The 20,862-nt window shown below is 73.6% G+C and carries 20 protein-coding genes; 5 read left to right on the forward strand and 15 right to left on the reverse strand.

Features of this window, described 5'->3' with window-relative positions:
- Nucleotides 1-189 precede the first annotated feature (189 nt).
- The 11 genes from ABZ172_RS28040 to hisD all read right to left on the reverse strand — a co-directional run bounded on the left by ABZ172_RS28040 (nt 190) and on the right by hisD (nt 11,830).
- On the reverse strand, nt 190-651 hold the full coding sequence (locus tag ABZ172_RS28040; RefSeq protein ID WP_356887788.1) for a hypothetical protein: 462 nt from the start codon (nt 649-651) through the stop codon (nt 190-192).
- 21 nt (nt 652-672) lie between these two features.
- The gene (locus ABZ172_RS28045; RefSeq protein WP_356887790.1) at nt 673-4,707 is read right to left on the reverse strand and encodes a hypothetical protein; all 4,035 of its coding nucleotides are present in this window, start codon (nt 4,705-4,707) and stop codon (nt 673-675) included.
- 273 nt (nt 4,708-4,980) lie between these two features.
- Nucleotides 4,981-5,862: an alpha/beta hydrolase gene (locus ABZ172_RS28050; RefSeq protein ID WP_356887830.1), complete on the reverse strand. Its 882-nt coding sequence runs from the start codon at nt 5,860-5,862 to the stop codon at nt 4,981-4,983.
- Nucleotides 5,863-6,099: 237 nt separating this feature from the next.
- A complete protein-coding gene (gene hisF / locus ABZ172_RS28055) occupies nt 6,100-6,855 on the reverse strand; it encodes an imidazole glycerol phosphate synthase subunit HisF (RefSeq protein ID WP_356887792.1) in 756 nt (251 codons plus the stop codon).
- Nucleotides 6,852-7,250, reverse strand: a complete 399-nt coding sequence (locus ABZ172_RS28060) for a RidA family protein (RefSeq protein ID WP_356887794.1) — start codon at nt 7,248-7,250, stop codon at nt 6,852-6,854. The genes hisF and ABZ172_RS28060 overlap by 4 nt, the downstream gene beginning before the upstream one ends.
- Nucleotides 7,247-7,972, reverse strand: a complete 726-nt coding sequence (priA, locus tag ABZ172_RS28065) for a bifunctional 1-(5-phosphoribosyl)-5-((5-phosphoribosylamino)methylideneamino)imidazole-4-carboxamide isomerase/phosphoribosylanthranilate isomerase PriA (RefSeq protein WP_356887796.1) — start codon at nt 7,970-7,972, stop codon at nt 7,247-7,249. Before priA ends, ABZ172_RS28060 begins: the two co-directional genes overlap by 4 nt.
- The gene (gene hisH / locus ABZ172_RS28070; protein ID WP_356887798.1) at nt 7,972-8,613 is read right to left on the reverse strand and encodes an imidazole glycerol phosphate synthase subunit HisH; all 642 of its coding nucleotides are present in this window, start codon (nt 8,611-8,613) and stop codon (nt 7,972-7,974) included. Before hisH ends, priA begins: the two co-directional genes overlap by 1 nt.
- A 7-nt stretch (nt 8,614-8,620) precedes the next feature.
- Nucleotides 8,621-8,788 (reverse strand): hypothetical protein, encoded by a 168-nt coding sequence (locus ABZ172_RS28075; protein ID WP_014156783.1) that lies wholly within the window; start codon nt 8,786-8,788, stop codon nt 8,621-8,623.
- On the reverse strand, nt 8,785-9,387 hold the full coding sequence (gene hisB / locus ABZ172_RS28080) for an imidazoleglycerol-phosphate dehydratase HisB (RefSeq protein ID WP_356887800.1): 603 nt from the start codon (nt 9,385-9,387) through the stop codon (nt 8,785-8,787). The genes ABZ172_RS28075 and hisB overlap by 4 nt, the downstream gene beginning before the upstream one ends.
- Entirely contained in the window at nt 9,384-10,511 is a 1,128-nt protein-coding gene (locus ABZ172_RS28085; protein WP_356887802.1) for a histidinol-phosphate transaminase, read from the reverse strand. The genes hisB and ABZ172_RS28085 overlap by 4 nt, the downstream gene beginning before the upstream one ends.
- Nucleotides 10,508-11,830: a histidinol dehydrogenase gene (gene hisD, locus ABZ172_RS28090; RefSeq protein WP_356887804.1), complete on the reverse strand. Its 1,323-nt coding sequence runs from the start codon at nt 11,828-11,830 to the stop codon at nt 10,508-10,510. The genes ABZ172_RS28085 and hisD overlap by 4 nt, the downstream gene beginning before the upstream one ends.
- 160 nt (nt 11,831-11,990) lie before the next feature.
- Here hisD and ABZ172_RS28095 point away from each other — a divergent pair, with 160 nt between their 5' ends.
- The 4 genes from ABZ172_RS28095 (at nt 11,991) to ybaK (ending at nt 16,158) form a co-directional block, all read left to right on the forward strand.
- A complete protein-coding gene (locus ABZ172_RS28095; protein WP_356887806.1) occupies nt 11,991-13,592 on the forward strand; it encodes an oxidoreductase in 1,602 nt (533 codons plus the stop codon).
- Nucleotides 13,593-13,812: 220 nt separating this feature from the next.
- Nucleotides 13,813-14,847, forward strand: coding sequence for a hypothetical protein (locus ABZ172_RS28100; protein ID WP_356887808.1), 1,035 nt, complete (start codon nt 13,813-13,815; stop codon nt 14,845-14,847).
- An 11-nt stretch (nt 14,848-14,858) separates the two neighbouring features.
- Nucleotides 14,859-15,635, forward strand: a complete 777-nt coding sequence (locus ABZ172_RS28105) for an LON peptidase substrate-binding domain-containing protein (RefSeq protein WP_356887810.1) — start codon at nt 14,859-14,861, stop codon at nt 15,633-15,635.
- 16 nt (nt 15,636-15,651) lie between these two features.
- Nucleotides 15,652-16,158, forward strand: coding sequence for a Cys-tRNA(Pro) deacylase (gene ybaK / locus ABZ172_RS28110; protein ID WP_356887812.1), 507 nt, complete (start codon nt 15,652-15,654; stop codon nt 16,156-16,158).
- A 128-nt stretch (nt 16,159-16,286) separates the two neighbouring features.
- Here ybaK and ABZ172_RS28115 read toward each other — a convergent pair whose 3' ends face one another.
- The 4 genes from ABZ172_RS28115 to ABZ172_RS28130 all read right to left on the reverse strand — a co-directional run bounded on the left by ABZ172_RS28115 (nt 16,287) and on the right by ABZ172_RS28130 (nt 20,387).
- A complete protein-coding gene (locus ABZ172_RS28115) occupies nt 16,287-17,015 on the reverse strand; it encodes an ABC transporter permease (protein ID WP_356887814.1) in 729 nt (242 codons plus the stop codon).
- Between the two features lie 34 nt (nt 17,016-17,049).
- Complete coding sequence (locus ABZ172_RS28120; RefSeq protein WP_356887816.1) at nt 17,050-17,964, reverse strand: ABC transporter permease; 915 nt, start codon at nt 17,962-17,964, stop codon at nt 17,050-17,052.
- 55 nt (nt 17,965-18,019) lie between these two features.
- Complete coding sequence (locus ABZ172_RS28125) at nt 18,020-19,003, reverse strand: ABC transporter ATP-binding protein (protein ID WP_356887832.1); 984 nt, start codon at nt 19,001-19,003, stop codon at nt 18,020-18,022.
- A 118-nt stretch (nt 19,004-19,121) separates the two neighbouring features.
- Nucleotides 19,122-20,387: an NYN domain-containing protein gene (locus ABZ172_RS28130; protein ID WP_356887818.1), complete on the reverse strand. Its 1,266-nt coding sequence runs from the start codon at nt 20,385-20,387 to the stop codon at nt 19,122-19,124.
- Nucleotides 20,388-20,656: 269 nt separating this feature from the next.
- Between ABZ172_RS28130 and ABZ172_RS28135 the strand changes: the two genes are divergently transcribed.
- The gene (locus tag ABZ172_RS28135) at nt 20,657-20,830 is read left to right on the forward strand and encodes a hypothetical protein (RefSeq protein ID WP_356887820.1); all 174 of its coding nucleotides are present in this window, start codon (nt 20,657-20,659) and stop codon (nt 20,828-20,830) included.
- The last annotated feature ends 32 nt before the right edge of the window (nt 20,831-20,862 follow it).

Genomic DNA, 20,862 nt, shown 5'->3' on the forward strand with positions numbered 1-20,862 from the left:
CCCCGCCGCCGCGTCTTGGCGCCCGGCCCCCCCCGCCGGCGCCGGGGGGGCGGCCGCCGCCCGGGGCCGGGGGGGGGGGCCGGCGGGGGGCCGGGGGGGGGGGGGGGGCGCCCCCCCCCGCGGCTCCGGTTCCGTCGGGGAACCGGAGCCGTCCGGTGCGTAGGGTCCCCGGTCGTGGCGGCGGGGTGCTCAGTCGCGTACCGGGCAGTCCTCCTTCGCGGGGTGGTGGGTGGCCTCGGTGCCGGGCCCCAGCGGGGCCGGGAGGGTGAACTCCGTGCAGGCGGCGGGCTCGTCGGCCAGGGCCGGGACCATCGTGACGACGACGCGTACGCCGCCGTCGTCCGGCCGGTCCACCCGCCAGGGTCCGGCCCGCGCGATGCGGCCGATCTCGGAGTCCGTGAGTTCCCCGTCCCGGGCCGCCTCCCCCAGCTGCCGGGCGAGGGACGCCACCTGGAGGCGCTCGTTCTCCGTGCGGGTGCGGTCGGCCCCCTCGGGCAGCCGGTCCCCCAGCCACCACAGGAGCGTGCCCACGACCGCCAGGAGGAGCCCGGTCAGGGCGACCGCCGCGGTGACGACGGCGCCGGCCGGCCGGCGCGCCTTCGCGCGTCCGGCCGGCCGGCCCGTCGGAGGGTGTTCCGTGTGCTCGGTCATGTCACCGACGGTGATACCGCATCACGAGCCGGTGTATCCCAGTGCGGTCAGTCTCGACTTCATCACGTTCGCGTACCCCGTGGTGCCGTCGGACTTCGGGTGGAAGGACTCGCGGCTGAGGCACTCCTCGGGCAGCCAGTCGGCCGTGCAGGAGCCGCTGACCTTGGTGACCGGGTCACCCTGGTGGAAGTCGCCGTCGCCGTTGGGGCCGATGACGATCTTGTTGATCCACTCGGGGTCGTCGCAGCCCGCGTGGCCGACGAAGGCGTCGACCGGGTTCGCGTACGCGATCTTCATGCCGCCGGCCTTGAGCTGCCCGACCAGCTTCTCCTGCTGGGTGCCGGCGTGGTTGACCAGCTCGGCCAGCGCCGCGACCTCGGGCATCATGTAGTAGAGCGAACCGGCGCACTTGACCGTGCGGCTGAGCAGCTCCGGATAGCCCATGAGCACGATCTGCGCGTTCGGTGCCTTGAGCTGGATGTCGCTCAGTGTGTTCGACAGGTTGGGGATCATCGTCTGGTCGACGATGCCCTTGTACTTCGGCAGGAAGTTCGGGTCCTCGTTGCAGTTGGTCCCGATGCCCGCGCAGTCCATCATGGCGTTGGTGAACCCGCCTCCGTCGTTGCCGCCGAGCGTGAGCATCACCAGGGTGGTCTCCGGGGTGAGCACCCCGGAGTTGACCTGGTTGATCTCCTTGAACTGCCCCTCGCCGAAACTCTGCGAGTCCCCGTCGAACGGGCTGTTCCAGACGTTCCTGGTCATCGCCCCCGAACAGGCCACGAAGCCGAGTTCGGCGCTGGAGCTCCAGCCGTCCGAGAGCTGGCCCAGCGGGGTCGAGGTCCCCGGCAGGACGACCTTCCGGGACCAGGCGTTGTCGCTGCGCCGGCAGGCGTTCCAGCGGTCGGTGCCGTGGTCCGCGTCGGACTCGGGGCTGTAGTCGCCGGCCCCCTCACCGGAGGTGTAGGAGTCGCCGAGGACGGCCACGATGTGCTTCGGCTTGGCGGGCAGCGGCTGGAAGGCCACCGCGTCCCAGGCCACGTCCTCGCTGCCGTCCCCGTCCTCGGTCTGGCTGCCGAGGCGGACCCGGGGCGTGCCGCTCATGTGGTATACGCCCAGCGAGACCCAGGTGTTGGCCTTGATCTTCTGGTTGACGTAGCGGGTACGGGTGAACGAGCCGGAGCCGGTGTCGATCTCGTACTTGGCCTGCTGGGTGTGCGCCCCGTGGTCGGGGATGTGCACCATCACGCGGGACCAGCCGTTGAGCGCCTTGCCCAGCTTCCAGGTGCCCGTGGTGCTGAGGCGGCCGGCGTCGGCGGTGCCGGTCTCGCGGCTGTGGGTGAACCAGAAGTGGTTGCCGTAGCCGGCTCCGATCTGGTGCAGGTCGATCTTGCCCGGGTAGAAGCCGCCCGACGCGGCGAAGCTGAACTCGAAGCTGCCCGCGGAGGACACCGCCGACGGGCAGCGGCCGGCCGACCCGGACGGCCGGATGCCGTCGGGCACGTCGTCGATGACCAGGGCGTCACCGGGAACGCCGCCCGAGCAGCGCGGGGCGTAGGAGTTCTCGTCCGGTTGTTCGGGATAGGTGTCGTCGAACCGGTGGATCGCGTTGCCGCAGACTCCGACGACACAGTTCTTCCAGGTGGTCGCCGGGATCGGCTTGTTCCACCAGCAGTACAGGTCGGTGCGGGTGCAGGCGCCCATGCCGGGGTCGTTGGAGTCGTTCGGGCCGATCTTGCTCGGGTCGCACTCGTTGGCGCTGGTGCAGAACAGCGACTCCGGCGGCTTCAGCGCCGTACGGTCGGTGACGGTCGTCCACCAGGCGGGGCGGTACCCGGCCTGCATGTCACCGGGCTTGAAGAGCGCCGAGATGGGACGGGCGGCCCAGCCGAGCACCTTCTCCTGGTAGGGCCAGTGCTGCGGGTTCGCGGCGTGCGAGTAGTCGTCGCCGCCGTTCGCGTTCTCCAGGAACGGGGTGCGGTTGGCCTTCCACAGCGGGTTGGCCGGGTTGTTGGTGAAGCCGAGGCCCCACTTGCCCTTGTTCTTGCTCGCGTCGGCCTCGGGGTAGTAGCCCGAGTTGTACGCCCACAGCGCGAAGAACCAGCTCTCCAGGTACTTCGGGTCGCCGTTGGCGATGGTCATCCCGCCGGCCTTGGTCTGGTTCCACTTCTCGACCAGGATGTTGACGCCGGCCGCGATGTTCGCGGTGTAGTCGACGGCCACGGCCTTCTGCTGGAGCGAGGACCACTCGGTGTCGCCCACGCGCATGTTGTCGGTGACCTGCGTGATGCCGTAGCCGCAGTCCGACTCGGACCAGTCGATCGCCCACGGGTCGGGGATCTGGCCGTCGGAGTTGTACTTCGTGCCGTAGTAGTTGCCGATCAGGGAGTTGGCGGTCACCCCGGGCACGGCGTACCGGGTGGCCTGCCACATGTTGGATTCCTGTGCGGTGATCCCGAGCATGACCTGCGCCGGGATCTGGCCGCCGCCGGTCAGCGACTTCAGCGGGAACAGCTGCTGGGGCGCGTAGGAACCGACGCCGGTGCTCTTCCAGTTGGCCGGCCGGGAGACCAGCTTGTTCAGGTTGTTGCTGATCGCCTGGTCGACCGCCCACTCCACCTGACGGGGGGTCGGCTGGAACGCCTGCTGGCGGAGGTCGCCCCGGGCGACGGCGCAGGTGCGCTCCGCCTCGACCGGGTCGTGCGGATCGGCCGCGAGGGACGCGGAGCGCCGGCCGGGCGCCGCGGTTCCGACGCCCTCCAGCGCCGGGGAGAGCTTCTGGCCGGCGTCCTGGTGCGGGGCGCCGCCCGGCAGGGTCTCCAGGGCGGCCGTCCTGCCGGTGCCGAGGTCCTTGAGGTCGATCAGCGCGGTGCGCTCGGCGCCGGTCTCCCCGGCGCGGGCCGGGTGCGCGCCGTCGCCGCTCCAGCCGGTGGCGGTCACCAGGACCTTGCCGTCGGTGGAGGCGTGCGCGTCCTTGGGGGCGTCCGCCGGGCGGCGCACGACCGCGGGCAGCGCGGAGACGGCCTGCCGGGTCTCACCGGTCACCAGCACGGTGCCCTCGGCGCTCGACGTGAGGTCCATCTTGGTGAGGGTGCCGGTGGCGAGCTTGCTCGGGGCGCCCTTCCCGGTCCGCACGGCGGCGGCGTCGACCCGCATGACGGCGCCGTCCTCGGCGGTGGCCTTCTCGGTCTTCGCCGGGGCCGCGGGCCGGTCGAGGTAGACGAGGCCCCCGTCGCGGTCGGCCTTCAGCTGGAAGGGGATGCGCCGGGTGAGGGCGACGGTGCTGCGCGCGCCCTCGGCGTCGATCCGGACGAGCCGGTTCCCGTCGGCTGCGACGACGTCGTCGCCGTACGGCACGGCCGAGGTCACCTGGCCCGCCAGCGCCAGGGGTTCGGCGGCCTTCCCGGTCGCCGCGTCCACCCGGACGATCCGGGTCTCGTTGCGCGCCGAGCGGTCGTCGGCGAACTGCGAGAACACCGCCGTCTCGTCGGTGCCGCATCCCGGCGAGAAGTAGGCCAGGGACGCCTGGAAGGGCAGTTTCGTGACCTTCCCCGTGGTCAGTTCCACGACGGCGGTGAACGCGCCGCGCGACATGAGCTGCTGGTCGTTGGTGAAGGTGCGGGGCGCGTAGGCGACCACGGCGCGCTTGCCGGAGCCGGTGACGCAGACGTTGCCGATCCAGCTGTCGGCCTCGAAGCCCGGCTCGGCCAGGGTGGCCGCCGTCCGCCAGGCGTAGCCGTCCGCGCGTGCGGCGGTCAGCAGGTGGAACCCGGTGGCGTCACCGGAGGTGCTCCACGCGAGGTCGTCGGAGGCGGAGTAGGCCGTGCCGAGCACGGCGGCGCGGTCCTCCTCCGGCAGGGCCGTCGGCCGTGCGGAGCCGTCGGTCCCGGTCTTCCCGGCGCTCCAGCCCTGGGCGGCCCCCTGGGGCGCCTTGGGCTCCGGTGCGGCGTTCGCTCCCACGGGGAGCGCGGCGATCAGTGCTGCGGCGGTACTGAGTACGACGGTGGTGCGGACGGTTCTGCTGCGGTGCCGACGGCCCGCCTTCGTCCTGGGTCTCATACGTGCGGCCTCCCGTTGTCTGCCTGGTGTGCGCCGCAGATGATGACCCAGGGCCGTCTCGTGCCGCTCTCGCACAGGTCTCACGGAACGGCGGCTCCGGCTCCGCTTCCGGTACGGGCTCGTCGCAGGTGTTCCGCACGGGCCGAGAGGCCGGGTGCGGCCGGTCCGCGGGAGAGGGCGTCCGCCCGCCGGCCGGGTGCGGACCCCCGGATGACACGGCGGTGCGGCACCGGGGGCGGGGGCGCTGCACACGCCCCCGCCCCCGCCCCGTGGTCAGGAGGTGTGCGGGCAGGTGCCCTGGTAGTCGGCGATGGTCAGGCTGGTCGACGGCAGCGGGCAGAGGAACTGCTCGTAGCGGGTGTCGTTGTCGATGAACCGCTTGAGCCAGGAGATGCTGTACTTCGCGATCGTCGTGTTGGAGGTGTTCGGGGTGAAGTGGGTGGCCCCCCGGAGCTCCAGGTACGCCTTGTCCAGCGAGCCGGGCAGCGAGTTGTAGAACGGCTTGGAGTGCGTGCCCACGGGCGCGACGGTGTCACCGTCCGCGCCGATGACCAGGGTGGGGGTCTGCACCTCGGGCCACGTCTTGTCCGTGTTCCAGCCCGTCAGCGGGATCGCCGCCTGGAGCGACGGCCGGTCCTTCGCCGCCTCCAGGGTGCCGCCGCCGCCCATGGAGTGGCCCATCACGCCGAGCCGCGAGGAGTCGACCCGGCTCCGCACCGCGCTGGACCCGGTGAGGTGGTCCAGCGCCGCGAGCAGCTGGTCACCGCGGCTGGCCGGCTGGTCCGACGTGGTGTTGGTGTCGATGGTGAACACCACGAAGCCCTGCGAGGCCAGACGCGGACCCAGCCACGCGATGCTCGACTGGTACGCCGTGAAGCCGGGCGCGATGACCACCGCGCCGAAGGTGCCGTCCGAGGTGGACGTCGGGTAGTAGATCGTGCCGCCGCCGAACCCGCGGACGCTCAGCGAGGACACGGTCGTCCGGGAGGTGGCGTAGGGGCCGCGGACGGCCTCGATGCTCGCGTTGCTCGGGGCGGGCCCGCGCTCGTACGGGTTGTCGGCGGCCTGCGCGCCGGGCATCAGGGCGGCCAGCCCGGCGGTGGCGGCGGCCGCCGCGACGGCGAGCCGGAGGGTGCGGGAGCGGCTCGTGGACATCCGGTGGCGGGGCGGGGCGGTGTCGCCGGAGGGGAGGTGCTGCTGCACGAGGGGGGATCCTCTCGTCGTGGCGCACCCGCACCGGGCCGGCCGGAGGCCCGTCGTCCGGGGCCTGCGGGGAGAGCACGGTGCGGGTGGTGCCGTCCGTGGGTGACGGTGCCACTCTGACGGCGCGTCCCGCGTGCGGACATCGGCGAGATCGCCGGTCTTCGGACCGGGCGATCCCGCCGGCCGAGGTCAGCGGACGGGGTGCCCGGCCTCGCGCAGGGCGTCCTTCACCTGGGAGATCCGCAGGTCACCGAAGTGGAAGACGGACGCGGCGAGGACCGCGTCGGCGCCCGCGTCGATGGCGGGCGGGAAGTCCGCGAGCCGGCCCGCGCCTCCGGAGGCGATGACGGGGACGGTGACGTGGGCCCGTACCGCCTGGATCATCTCGGTGTCGTAGCCGTCCTTGGTGCCGTCGGCGTCCATCGAGTTGAGCAGGATCTCGCCCGCGCCGAGCTCGGCGGCGCGGTGCGCCCACTCCACGGCGTCGACGCCGGTGCCCCTGCGCCCTCCGTGGGTCGTCACCTCGAAGGTGCCGCCGGGGGTGCGCCGGGCGTCGACCGAGAGGACGAGCACCTGGCGGCCGAAGCGTTCGGCGATCTCGCGGATGAGCTCGGGCCGGGCGAGGGCGGCGGTGTTGACGCCGACCTTGTCGGCACCGGCGCGCAGCAGCCGGTCGACGTCGTCGGGGGTGCGGACCCCGCCTCCGACGGTGAGCGGGATGAAGACCTGCTCGGCGGTGCGGCGCACCACGTCGTAGGTCGTCTCGCGGTCCCCGCTGGAGGCGGTGATGTCGAGGAAGGTCAGCTCGTCGGCGCCCTCGGCGTCGTAGAGCTTCGCCATCTCGACGGGGTCGCCCGCGTCCCGCAGGTTCTGGAAGTTGACGCCCTTGACGACGCGGCCCCGGTCGACGTCCAGGCACGGGATGACCCGTACGGCGAGGGTCATCGCTCCCCCGCCCGGTAGGCCTCGACCTCGACCTCGACGACCAGTGACGGGTCGACGAAGCCGGACACGATGAGCAGCGAGGCGGCGGGGCGCACGTCGTCGAAGAGCTCCTTGTGGGCGCGGCCCACCTCGTCGACGTCCCGGGCGTGCGTGAGGTACAGGCGGGTGCGGACGACGTCCTCGCGGCCGAGCCCCAGCTGCTTCAGGGCGTCGAAGGCGACCTGGAAGGAGGCGACGGTCTGCTCGTAGGGGCCGCCCGCCACGATCCGGCCGTCGGCCACGGAGGTGCAGCCGGAGACCAGGACCAGGCCGGTGGGGAGCTCCACGGCGCGGGAGTAGCCGAACTTCTCCTCCCAGGGGGCGCCGGAGGACACACGGCGTACGGAGTCCGTCATGCGGCGACCGCCTTGAGTGCCTCCTCCAGGGTGAACGCCTCGGCGTACAGCGCCTTGCCGACGATGGCGCCCTCGACGCCCTCCGGGACGAGGAGCGAGATCGCGCGCAGGTCCGCGAGCGAGGAGACGCCGCCGGAGGCGACGACGGGCCGGTCGGTGGCGGCGCAGACGTCGCGCAGCAGCCCCAGGTTGGGGCCCTCCAGCGTGCCGTCCTTGGCGATGTCGGTCACGACGTAGCGGGCGCAGCCCTCGGAGTCGAGGCGGGCGAGCGTCTCGTAGAGGTCGCCGCCGTCACGGGTCCAGCCGCGGCCGCGCAGCGTCGTGCCGCGGACGTCGAGGCCGACGGCGATCTTGTCGCCGTGCTCGGCGATGACCTTGGCGACCCACTCGGGGGTCTCCAGGGCGGCGGTGCCGAGGTTGACCCGGCGGCAGCCGGTGGCGAGGGCGGCGGCGAGCGAGGCGTCGTCGCGGATGCCGCCGGAGAGCTCGACCTTGATGTCCATGGCGCCGGCCACCTCGGCGATCAGCGCGCGGTTGTCGCCGGTGCCGAAGGCGGCGTCCAGGTCGACGAGGTGCAGCCACTCGGCGCCGGAGCGCTGCCAGGCGAGGGCCGCCTCCAGGGGGGAGCCGTAGGAGGTCTCGGAGCCGGACTCGCCGTGCACGAGGCGGACGGCCTGTCCGTCGCGCACGTCGACGGCGGGGAGCAGTTCAAGCTTCGGCATTACAGCGTCTCGATCCAGTTGGTCAGCAGCTGGGCGCCGGCGTCGCCGGACTTCTCGGGGTGGAACTGGGTGGCCCACAGCGCGCCGTTCTCGACGGCGGCCACGAACCGCTCTCCGTGCGTGGCCCAGGTGACGTCGGGAGCACGGATCTTGGCGTTGGTCACTTCGAGGGACCAGTCGTGCGCCGCGTAGGAGTGCACGAAGTAGTACCGGGCCTCGGGGTCCAGGCCCGCGAAGAGCCGGGAGCCCTCGGGGGACTCGACGGTGTTCCAGCCCATGTGGGGCACCACGTCGGCCTTCAGCGGTCCGACGGTGCCGGGCCACTCGTCGAGGCCCTCCGTCTCCACGCCGTGCTCGATGCCGCGCTCGAACAGGATCTGCATGCCGACGCAGATGCCCATGACGGGCCTGCCGCCGGACAGCCTGCGGCCGACGATCCACTCGCCGCGCGCCTTCTTCAGACCCGCCATGCAGGCGGAGAAGGCGCCGACGCCGGGGACGAGCAGTCCGTCGGCGTTCATCGCGGTGTCGAAGTCGCGGGTGATCTCCACGTCCGCGCCGACGCGGGCGAGGGCCCGCTCGGCGGAACGGACGTTGCCGAAGCCGTAGTCGAAGACGACGACCTTCTTCTTGTCGCTCACAGATTCCTCAGTCCCAGAGTCCCTGGATCCGCATGACGCCCGCCACCAGGCACATCACGGAGCCGATCCCGAGGAGCACGACGACGCCCTTGGGCATGCCCTGCTTCCAGAAGGAGTAGACCCCGCCGGCCAGGAAGAGGCCGACGAGGATCAGAACGGTGTTGAGGCCGGTCACAGCGCGCCCTTCGTGGACGGGAGGATGCCGGCCGCACGCGGGTCGTGCTCACTGGCGTACCGCAGGGCGCGGGCCAGTGCCTTGAACTGGCACTCCACGATGTGGTGGGCGTTGCGCCCGTACGGGACGTGGACGTGCAGGGCGATCTGCGCCTGGGCGACGAAGGACTCCAGGATGTGCCGGGTCATCGTCGTGTCGTACGCACCGATCATCGGCGCCATCTTCTCCGGCTCGGTGTGCACCAGGTAGGGGCGGCCGGAGAGGTCGACGGTGACCTGGGCGAGCGACTCGTCCAGCGGGACGGTGCAGTTGCCGAAGCGGTAGATCCCGACCTTGTCGCCGAGCGCCTGCCGGAAGGCGGCGCCGAGCGCGAGGGCGGAGTCCTCGATGGTGTGGTGCGAGTCGATGTGCAGATCGCCCTCGGTCCTGACCGTGAGGTCGAAGAGTCCGTGCCGGCCGAGCTGGTCGAGCATGTGGTCGTAGAAACCGACCCCGGTCGAGATCTCGGTCCTGCCGGTGCCGTCGAGGTCGATCTCGACGAGCACCGAGGTCTCCTTGGTGGTCCGCTCCACTCGTCCCGTGCGGGCCTCGCGAGTCATGCGTCGTGCTCCTTCTTCAGTTCGCGCACCGCATCGAGGAACGCGTCGTTCTCCGCCGGGGTGCCCGCGGAGACCCGCAGCCATCCCGGTACGCCGTTGTCCCGCACCAGGACGCCCCGGTCGAGGATCTGCCGCCAGGCCGTGCGGCTGTCGGCGAAGCGGCCGAACTGGACGAAGTTGGCGTCCGAGTCGGTGACGGCGAAGCCGAGCTCCCGCAGTCCGTCGACCAGCCGGTCGCGCTCGCTCTTGAGCTGCGCGACGTACCCGAGCAGCGTATCGGTGTGCTCCAGGGCGGCGAGCGCGGTGGCCTGGGTGACGGAGGACAGGTGGTAGGGCAGGCGGACCAGCTGGACCGCGTCGACGACGGCCGGAGCCGCCGCGAGGTAGCCGAGGCGCAGGCCGGCGGCGCCGAAGGCCTTCGACATGGTGCGGGAGAGCACCAGGTGGGGGCGCCCCTCGATGAGCGGGAGCAGCGAGGGGTGGTGGCTGAACTCGCCGTAGGCCTCGTCGACGACGACCATCGAGGGCCGGGCGGCCTGGGCGGCGTCGTAGAGGGCGATGACGGTGTCCGCGTCGACGGCGGTGCCGGTGGGGTTGTTGGGCGAGGTGATGAAGACGACCTCGGGCCGGTGCTCGGCGACGGCCCGCTTCGCGGCCTCCACGTCGATGGTGAAGTCCTCGTTGCGCGGCCCCGGGATCCAGCCGGTGCCGGTGCCGCGGGCGATGAGCGCGTGCATGGAGTACGAGGGTTCGAAGCCGATCGCGGTGCGCCCGGGGCCGCCGAAGGTCTGCAGCAGCTGCTGGAGGACCTCGTTGGAGCCGTTGGCCGCCCACACGTGGGCGGCGGTGACCTCGTGCCCGGCGGTGCGGGTGAGGTAGCGGGCGAGCTCGGTGCGGAGCTCGACGGCGTCGCGGTCGGGGTAGCGGTTGAGGTCGCGGGCGGCCTCGCGGACCCGCTCGGCGATGCGCTCGACGAGCGCGTCGGGCAGCGGGTAGGGGTTCTCGTTGGTGTTCAGCCGGACGGGTACGTCGAGCTGGGGCGCGCCGTACGGGGACTGACCGCGCAGTTCGTCGCGGATCGGGAGCGCGTCCCACGCGTTCGGGGGGGTGCTGCTGTTCGTCACGCTTGCGGGACCTTCCAGCCGAACCTGGCCTTGAGCGCGGCGCCGTGGGCGGGGAGGTCCTCCGCCTCGGCGAGGGTCACCACGTGGTGGGTGACCTCGGCGAGCGCGTCACGGGTGTAGTCGACGAGGTGGATGCCGCGCAGGAAGGACTGCACGGACAGGCCGGAGGAGTGGCAGGCGCAGCCTCCGGTGGGCAGGACGTGGTTGGAGCCGGCGCAGTAGTCGCCGAGGGAGACGGGCGACCACGGTCCGACGAAGACCGCTCCGGCGTTGCGGACCCGGTCGGCGACGGCGGCGGCGTTCTCCGTCTGGATCTCCAGGTGTTCGGCGGCGTACGCGTCGACGACCCGGAGGCCGTCCTCGATGTCGCGGACCAGCACGATCGCGGACTGCCGCCCGGCCAGGGCGGGTTCGATCCGGTCGCTGACGTGCCGGGTCGCGGCGATCTGCGGCTTGAGCTCGGCCTCGGTGGCGGCGGCGAGCTCCTCGGAGTCGGTGACGAGGACGGCGGCGGCCATCGGGTCGTGCTCGGCCTGGCTGATCAGGTCGGCGGCGACGTGCACCGGGTCGGCGCTCGCGTCGGCGAGGATCGCGATCTCGGTGGGGCCGGCCTCGGCGTCGATGCCGACACGGCCCTTGAGGAGGCGCTTGGCGGCGGCGACGTAGATGTTGCCGGGGCCGGTGACCAGGTTGACGGGGAGGCAGTCCTCGGTGCCGTACGCGAACATCGCGACGGCCTGCGCGCCGCCGGCGGCGTACACCTCGTCGACGCCGAGGAGGGCGCAGGCGGCGAGGATCGTGGGGTGCGGCAGGCCGCCGAACTCCTTCTGCGGCGGGGAGGCGACGGCGACGCCCTCGACGCCGGCCTCCTGCGCGGGGACGACGTTCATGACGACGGACGAGGGGTAGACCGAGCGTCCGCCGGGGACGTACAGGCCGACCCGCTCGACGGGCACCCACTTCTCGGTGACCGTGCCGCCGGGGACGACCTGGGTGGTGTGCGTGGTGCGGCGCTGCGCGCGGTGGACGAGGCGGGCGCGGCGGACGGACTCCTCCAGGGCGGCCCGCACGGCGGGGTCGAGGTCCTCCAGGGCCGCGCCGACGGCGTCGGCGGGCACCCGGACGGAGCCGGGGCGCACGCCGTCGAACCGCTCCCCCCAGTCGATCACTGCCGCGGAGCCGCGATGGCGTACGTCCTCGCAGATGGGCCGCACCGTCTCCAGGGCGGCTTCCACGTCGAACTCGGCACGGGGCAGCAGGTCGCGCAGGGCGCCGCCCTCGGGGAGGGCGGCGCCGCGCAGATCGATTCGAGAGATCACACCGCAATTCTCTCAGACCGGATCAGACGTCCGGTCGCCCGTATCACTGGCTGATACATGTCCCGGCTGTCACTGCTGACCGTTAGCTTTCACACGGTCACGCAGCGGGAAGAACGACGGTACGGGGCGCGGGGTGATCCGCGCGTGCGGAGGTGAGGCAGTGACGGAACCGCAGGACGGCGAGATCCCCGACGGGCTCAGCGCCGCGGAACTGGGCATGTGGCAGTCCTTCCGGAACGGCACCACCTACGATCTGCGCGCGCACGACCCGGTGCGCGACGACCCGTTCGCCCCGCACGGCTGGGGGCCGGAGCGGAGTGTCGGGGCCCGGACGGTGGCGCGGCTGCTGCTCAGCGGTCCGCCGGCGCGGCCGGGGCGGGTGGCCGCGCTGAAGCTCCGGGGGGTGCGCATCACGGGGAAGCTGGATCTGGCCGGCGGGCACGTCTCGCCGTACGTGGAGCTGACGGGGTGCCGCTTCGAGCAGGAGGTGGTGCTGCCCGAGTGCCACTTCACGACGCTGCGGATGGTGGGGTGCGCGGTTCCCCGGCTGGACGCGGCCCGGCTGCACACCGAGGGCGATCTGCACCTGCCGCGCTGCCGGGTGGAGCGCGGGATCCGGCTGACCGACGCCCAGATCGGGACGGACCTGCTGATCAACCAGCTCCGCGTGGGCCCCGACCGCCGGGGCCGCGCGTTCGTGGGCGACGGCATGTCGGTGGCGCAGGACCTGCAGGCCGAGATGATCGAGACGCTCGGGGAGCTGAGCCTGCGCGGGGCGAAGGTCGGCGGTTCGCTGAGCCTGCGGGGCAGCCGGCTGCGGGCCACCGACATGCGGCGGGCCCTGAACGCCCCGCAGCTGAGCGTGGAGCGCACGCTGTACATGACGGAAGCATGGGTGAGCGTCGACACGGGGAACCAGGGCACCACTCCCCCGTTCGGCGTGGCGCGCGGCGGCGGTCCGGCGCGCGGGACCCGGGCGCAGGCCTTCGAGTGCCGGGGCGCGGTGCGGCTCGACGACGGCCGGTTCGGTGACGCGGTGGATCTGCACAAGGCCCGGTTCGTGCTCGCCGACCGGGAGGAGCTGTCGCTGCGCCGGATCGTCACCCCCGAGCTGCGGTTCAACGCGGAGCGTCCGCGGGAGGGCCGGGTCGTGCTGAACGGCGCACGGGTGGTCACCCTGATCGACGTGTCGACCAGCTGGCCCGGGCCGGGCGGCCTGGCGATGGGCGGCTTCGTGTACGAGAACCTCGTGCCGTACGGCCACTTCCCGCTGTCCCGGCGCCTGGAGTGGGTGCTGGCGGCGACCCCGGAGTACGTCCCGGAGCCGTACGAACGCCTCGCGACGGTGCTCCGCAACTGCGGCGAGGACGCGGACGCCCGCGAGGTGCTGCTGGCCAAGCAGCGGCGCCGGCGCGAGACGCTGCCGCCGGCGGGGAGGATCTGGGGCTACCTCCAGGACTGGACGGTGGCGTACGGCTACCGCCCGGGGCGCGCCCTGGTCTGGATGGCGGTGCTGTGGGCGGCGGGCGCGGTGGCGTTCGCGCAGTACCGTCCCGAGTCGATCAAGGGCGACGAGCATCCGCAGTGGAACGCCGCGCTGTACTCGCTGGACCTGCTGGTGCCGGTGATCGATCTCGGGCAGGACGGCTACTGGCTGCTGGAGGGCGGCTGGCAGTGGGTGGCCGCGGCGCTCGTGCTGCTGGGGTGGATATTGGCCACCACCGTGGCGGCGGGCGCATCCCGGCTGCTGCGGCGGGGCTGACCCCGGCCGGCGTCCCGTCCGCGCGGATCCCTTCTGGCACAACGGCCGGACGCCCGGTTCCCGCCCAGGAGGCCTGGTGAGGACCGGCAGAGGAAAGGTCGCATTCGGGCCAATCACGGCCACTTTTTTACTCTTTCTTGACTGACTCCAGAGCAACCCTTCCACTCGCCACAGAAGCTTCACAGCTCTCCTCTGGCGCCGCTCCCACCTGGAGTTTTCAATGGTCTGCACCATGGCCTACCTCCGCGCACTGCTGACTTCCGCGCGCACGCTCCGCTACGGCCCCGGGCTGTCGGCCGGACTGCCGGCGGACGACGCGGTGCTGCTCGACGCCCCCGACGAGCCGCTCTCCCCCGCGTTGGTGGCGGCGGCGCTCGGGGAGTTCGAGCCCGCGGCGAAACTCCTCGCCGGAACTCGCGACGCGGCCGACTGGGAGACGCGCGACCGTACCCTCGCCCGGCTGGTCGCCTTCGCGCGCAGCCGCGACAACTGGCTCGGCCGCTGGCTGGTCTCGGCCCCGAGGGACCCGGACGCGCTGCTGGTCAAGGCTGCGCTGGCGGTGACGCGCGCCTGGGACTCCCCGGCCCACTCCGAACTGCTGCGCGAGGTGGGTCCGCTGATCACCGCGTCGGCGGAGGCGGACCCCCGCGACCCGGTGCCGTGGCGGCTCGCACTCGACCATGCGCGCGGCACGCACGCATCGCACACGGTCTTCGAGTCGCTGTGGGAGCAGGCGGTGCGGCGCTGCCCGCACCACTACGGCAGCCACGTCGCCGCGCTGCGGTACCTGTCGGCCGAGTGGTACGGCTCGCACCGCGAGTGCTTCGACTTCGCCGAGCGGGCGGCCGAGGACGCCGCCGGGGACTCCCTGGTGCAGGCGCTGCCCGCCCGGGCGGCCTTCGCCCTGCTGCGGGACGGGGAGGCTGCCGCGCGGGCGAACTCCGTGCTGGCCGGCCGGATCGACGCCGCGGCCGACCTGGCGATCGGCCTGTCGGCCGGTTTCCCCGCCGGTGACCCCTGGCCCGCGGAGGTCCGCAACCTGCTCGCCTGGGTCCTGGCCGCCCGGGGCCGCACGGACGAGGCCCTGGAGCAGTTCCGGCTGATCGGGCCCTGCGCGACCTCGTTCCCGTGGGCGTCGGTGTCCGGCGACGCGCTCGGGGGATTCCTGGACGCGCGGGCGGACGTCCGGCTCCGGGTGGCCTCTTCGACGCCGCTGTGCGGGAGGCCGGAACACGGCGGGCGCCGCGGCCATTAGGCTTGGCCGCTGTGACCACCGCTCGCCTGCCCCTCTTCCCGCTGAACGCGGTGCTGTTCCCCGGCCTCGTGCTGCCGCTCAACGTCTTCGAGGAGCGTTATCGCGCCATGATGCGCGCGCTGCTCCAGATCGACGAGGACGAGCCGCGCCGCTTCGTCGTGGTCGCGATCCGCGACGGCCGGGAGACCGCTCCCACGGCGACCGGGATGCCGGACACCGTGGCCTCCGCGCCGCCCGCCGAGCGGGCTCCCGCCGACGGTTTCGGCCCGGATCCCCTCCAGACCTTCCACCGGGTCGGCTGTGTCGCGGACGCGGCGAAGATCCGTGAACGGGCCGACGGCAGCTACGAGGTGCTGGCGACCGGCACCACGCGGGTCCGCCTGCTCTCGGTCGACGCGAGCGGCCCCTTCCTGACGGCCGAGGTCGAGGAACTGCCCGAGGACCCGGGGGCCGCCGAGGGCGAGGACACCGGCACCGACGAGGCGGGAGCCCTCGCGGAGGGTGTGCTGCGCGCCTTCCGCAGCTACCAGAAGCGGCTCGCCGGGGCGAGCGAGCGTTCCCTGACGACCGGCGCGGAGCTGCCGGACGACCCGTCCGTCGTCTCCTACCTGGTGGCCGCCGCCGCCGTGCTGGACGTCCCGTCGAAGCAGCGGCTGCTCCAGGCCCCGGACACCGCGACGCGGCTGCGCGAGGAGCTGGCGCTGCTGCGCAAGGAGACCGCCGTCATCCGGCACCTCCCGTCGCTGCCCGCGGTCGACCTGACCCGCGACCCCACGCACCCCAACTGACCCGAGGACCTGCCCGGTGGCGAAGAAGTCCAGGAAGCAGCAGCCGGGCGGAACCCCGGCCACGGTCGCGCTGACCGCGGCCGGCACCGCGTACACGGTCCACTCCTACGCCCACGACCCGTCCTCCCCCTCCTACGGCGAGGAGGCGGCCGAGGCCCTCGGGGTGTCTGCCGAGCGGGTGTTCAAGACCCTGGTGGCGGACGTCGACGGCGCACTGGTGGTGGCGGTCGTCCCGGTCGCGGGATCGCTGGACCTGAAGGCGCTCGCCTCGGCGGTGGGCGGCAAGCGGGCGGCCATGGCGGACCCGGCGGCGGCGGAGCGCAGCACGGGGTACGTCAGGGGCGGCATCTCCCCCCTGGGCCAGCGCAGGCGTCTGCCCACGGTGCTGGACGCCTCGGCCGGGTCCCACGCCACCATCTGCGTCTCGGCGGGCCGCCGCGGCCTGGAGGTCGAGCTCTCCCCCTCCGACCTGGCCGCGCTGACGGAGGCGGTGCTCGCCCCGATCGGCCGGACTCAGGGGTAGCACCCGCGGCCCCGGACCTGCGGCCCCTCGCACCGGACCGGCGGCGGTGGCCGCGGTGCGGAGCGGGCGGGTTCGGCCGTGGGCCGGGCCCGTGGGCCGGGCCGTGGGCCGGGCCGGGGGCCGGGCGGCTACGGCCGGTCCGGGCCCGCCCCGGCGGCGGGGCCGTCCTCGCCGGCGGGCCCGTCGGCGGAGCCGGGGCCCGGGCCGAACGCACCGGCGGGGGCCTCGCCGGACGCCGCACGGGGGAACTCCCACTCGGGCTCGGGGTCCCGCGGGCCGAACAGCGCCGTCAGCCCCAGATGCACGATCATCGCCGCGATGGGCCAGGCCAGCACGGCCGCCCCCACCGCGTGCAGTTCCAGCGGCGCGTCGAAGGTGACGCCCTTGCCGACCTCCTTGGCGTGGGCCACCACGTCGGACGTCGGTCCGAGCCAGGTCCCGAGCCGCCAGGCCACCAGCGACCCGAGCAGTCCGCCGAGGGCGAGTCCCACCACCAGCGGGATGCCGCCGCGGCGGCGGAGCAGGAACACCCCGGCCGCGGCGACCACGCCGAAGGCGAGTGCCAGCAGTACGAAGGTGCCGTCGGCCCCGATGGCCTCCTCGCCCTCGCTGTCCTTGAGGAGCACGGCCGTGTCGTCGGCGACCAGCGGCACCCGCGGCGCCAGCCACAGCCAGAGCAGCCCGAGCCCGATGCCGGCGACCGTCAGGGCCACCGTGATCACCGCGCCCTGCCGGAGCTCCGCACGCCGCTCCCGGGCCTCCTCGTCCGTACCGGGGGCGAGGTGCGACCCGGACGGCGGGGCCTGCCAGGGCTCGTTCGGCTGGGGCTGGTGCGGCGGCGTCAACGGTGCGGTCACGGTGCCATCGTGCCAGGCCGCCGTGATCACTGCCTCACCGGACCGCCGCACGCCGGTACGCCCAGGTGGCCACGGCCAGCGAGAGCACCCCGACCGCCGCGCACACCGCGAGGTCCAGGGCCACGACCGGCCAGTCGGGGCGGGCGTCGAAGGAACGGGACAGGGCCTCGACGCCGTAGGTCGAGGGGAGCAGGTCACGGGCCCATCCGACGGGTCCCGGGAGCCGCTCGGCGGGGAGCACGCCCAGGAGCAGGGCGGCCGACATGCCGAGCTGCCCGAGGAGCGTCGCCAGTTCCTGCCGGGGCGCCAGCAGCCCCAGCGCGGCGCCCAGGCCGGAGAGCGCGGCCCCGGCGAGCGGGATGACGGCGACCAGCACCCAGAGATGGGTCATGGGGAGCCCGAACAGCGCGCTGCCGGCCACCGCCGTGACGATCGTGCCGGGCACGGTGAAGGAGGCGTACGCACCCGCCGCCCCCAGCACCACCGCGGCGGGCGGCACCGGCAGCGTGGCGTAGTGGTCCAGGCCGCCGCCCGCCCGGAGCTGGCCGAAGTACTGGGCGAGCAGGTTCAGCGCGACGAACGCCACGACCAGCACGCTGGACCCGGCGACGACGGCGCGGGCCTCCGAGCCGCCGTCGACGACCCCGCGCATCAGCACCATGATCCCGACGGACTGGAACGTCGCGACGAACAGCAGCGGGATCCGCGCGACCCTGGCCCGCGACAGCTGCGCCCGGTAGACGGCGGCCAGCGACGGCAGCAGTCCGGCCCTCGGTGCGAGCGGGGCGGGGGCGGTGCGGGCGGGACCGTCCTGCGGCCCACCGGAGGTCCGTACCGCCGCGGACCCGGCCCCGGGCTTCGCGGACGCCGTCTCCGGGGACCCGGCTCCGGCGGACCCGGTCCTCGCAGGCCCGGTCCTCGCGGACTCCGTGGGAACGATGCTCGTCACCTGGCAGTGCTCCCGTTCGTCTCCGACTCGTGTCCCGACACGTTCACCGTCCTGATCACGCCTTCACCAGCCCTTCGGTGGCCCTGGCCGCGTCCCCGCCGAGCGCCAGATAGACGTCCTCCAGGCTGGGGGTGGCCAGGGTGAAGTCGTCGAGCGAGGAGAAGGCCGCCCCGCCGGTCACCGCGGCCACCGCGGCCCGTGCCTCGTCGGGCCCGAGCCGCAGCACCCATCTGCGCCCCGACTCCTGCGCGGACGCGCGGAGCGCGGCCACCTCCGGGACGTCCAGCGGCGCCCGCTCCCGCCACACCAGCTCGACCCGGACCTCGCCGGCCACCTGCTCCTTGAGCCCGGCGGGGGTGTCGCAGGCGATCACCCTGCCCGCCTCCATCACGGCCACCCGGTCCAGGACCGTCTCCGCCTCGATGACGTTGTGGGTCACGAGCAGCACCGTCGCCCCGTGCTCGGCCCGCCGCCGGTCGACGGCGGACCAGACGGAGCGCCGGGCGACGGGGTCCATCCCGGTCGTCGGTTCGTCCAGCACCAGGACCGGACGCTCACCGACCAGCGTCGCGGCGAAGCAGGCGAGCCGGCGCTGTCCGCCCGACAGCTTCTTGAGCGGGCGCCCGGCGAGCGCGGTGAGGCCGAGCTCCTCCAGCACCTCGTCACGGGCGGCCCGCGCCTCCCGCACCGGCATGCCCCGGAGGCGTCCGGTCGTCTCCGCGGCGAGCGACACGGTCAGTTCGTCGAGGGCGGTGGACTCCTGGCCGAGGTAGCCGATGAGCCGCGAGGCACGCTCCGGGTGGCGCACGAGGTCGTGGCCCAGCACCTCGACGCTGCCGGAGTCGGGGCGCATCAGGCCGGTGAGCTGGCGCACCAGGGTCGACTTGCCGGCTCCGTTGGGCCCCAGCAGGCCGAAGATCTCCCCGCGGCGGACGTCGAGGCGGACCCCGTCGGTGGCGCGGACCTCGGGGGTCGCGGCGCGCCCGCGCCGGCCGCGCACGGCGGGGTAGGTCTTCACCAGGTCACGCACCGCGCACACGGTGCCGGTCCCCGCCTGTGCTGCGCCCGTAGCCTGTGCTGTGCCCGTACTCACGAGGTACGAGGGTACGGGGTCGGATGCCCCGTACGGCGTCGGGGGCGGGGCGGGGGCGCCCCGCTCACTCCCCCGCGGGAGCGTGTTCGGCGGCCGCGCGCACGTCGATCTCGCGCCAGAAGCCGGCCCGGATGGCATAGCGGTCGTGCTCGTCGATCTGGTCGTCCTTGTGAGCGAGGAGCCCGAAGCGCGCCGCGTACCGCAGGAGCTCACCGTCGATGCGGTGCGGGATGCGCGGATACAGGGTGGACAGCTTCTGCAGGTGGGCCGTCTCCGGGAGCCGTCCCATCCAGCGCCGGGAGAAGACCTGGCCGACCTCGAAGGGGTCACCGCCGACGGTGGTGATGTCCTCCTCCCGGTCCGCCCAGCGCTGTTCCGCGCTGGTGAGCTGGGCGAGCGTCGGCAGCGACGCGGACTCGGGGGGCTCGCCGAGGGGGCCGCCGCGCTCCACCCAGCCCTTGTCGGACGACCAGCGCAGGGTCGCGTTCCCGGCGGGCTGCGGCACGGGGTGCGGCTGCGCGGCCTGCGTCCCGGGGGCGCGCAGGCTCGCCAGGTCCTTGGGGGTGGGCACGCCCTTGTGGCCGGGTCCGGGCTGCGGATGGGGGTCGGCCTCGCCGGCCGGGGCGCCGGCGGCCGCCTCCCGGGCAGCGGCCCGCGCGGCCTCCGAGGCCCGCTCGGCGGAGGCGGCGAGGGCCGCCTCGGGCAGCGGGGCCGAGAGGATGGCGGCGATCTCGGGGCGCGGCGCGGGCGGGGGCGGGCACACGCCGCCGGTGTCCTTGGCCCGGACCGCCCGGGTGATCCAGGCGCGGTCGAGCACCCGGCGTTCGTCGGCCTCGGCGACCAGGTCCTCGGACTGGTTGTAGTCGCCGTCGGCGGCCTGGACGGCCCACAGGTGCACGGCGACGCCGTGCTCCTTGGCGGACATGAGGCCGGGCAGCAGATCGCCGTCACCGGTCACCAGGACCACGTCGGAGCAGGCCCGGTTCCGGGCCAGCTCGGTCAGCTCGGCATGCATGGCGGCGTCGACGCCCTTCTGCGCCCAGCGACCGTCACTGCGGGTGAGCGCTCCCAGCCGGACGGTCACCCGCGGCATCACCCGCAGCCTGCGGTGCTCGGGCTGGGGCACCCGGTCGGGCGCGCCGTCGAACCAGTAGATCCGCAGCAGGGGCTGTTCGGTGTCGGCCTCGGCGCGCTCGCGCAGGCCCTGGATCAGGGCGGCGTGGTCGACGGTGATGCGGGAACGGGCGGGCTCTCCGGCCAGCAGGCTGGCGGCTGCGCCCAGCAGATAGCCGGCGTCCACCAGGACGACGCAACGGTCCACGCGTTCCACCCTCTTCCAATCAGGCGTCGGACCGGCGGGCCCGGACATGGGGGGTGGGTCCGCCGACCCGGGGTTCGCTCACTCAGGGTTTCCTTCGAGTCTGCCCGACGGCACCGGCCTTAAGGTCCGGAACTCGATCACCGGCGTGGCGGATCGGGGAACGGCGGATGATACCTCTCTCCCTACGCTCCGTGATGATCCAACATGCGGCCTTTACGGCGCTATGTGAATCTGACAGCGGTTCTGGACCCCCCGGATCTCCCTCAGGAGGCATCACGATGGCGAAGAACAAGAACCGCAAGCAGGGCGGCCAGCACGACCGCGCATCCGCCGCGGAGCGTGGCGCGGAGGAGGCCAAGTCGACGGCGTACGAGTCGCAGGGCACGTCGCAGGCCCAGGGCAGCCCGGCGGACGTGGCGCGCAAGCACCAGAAGCGCTTCGGCCACAACTGACGGTTCGCACGGCCGGAAAGGGGCGCCCCGCC

It is taken from the genome of Streptomyces sp. NPDC006296, assembly GCF_040613235.1.
Taxonomy (GTDB): domain Bacteria; phylum Actinomycetota; class Actinomycetes; order Streptomycetales; family Streptomycetaceae; genus Streptomyces.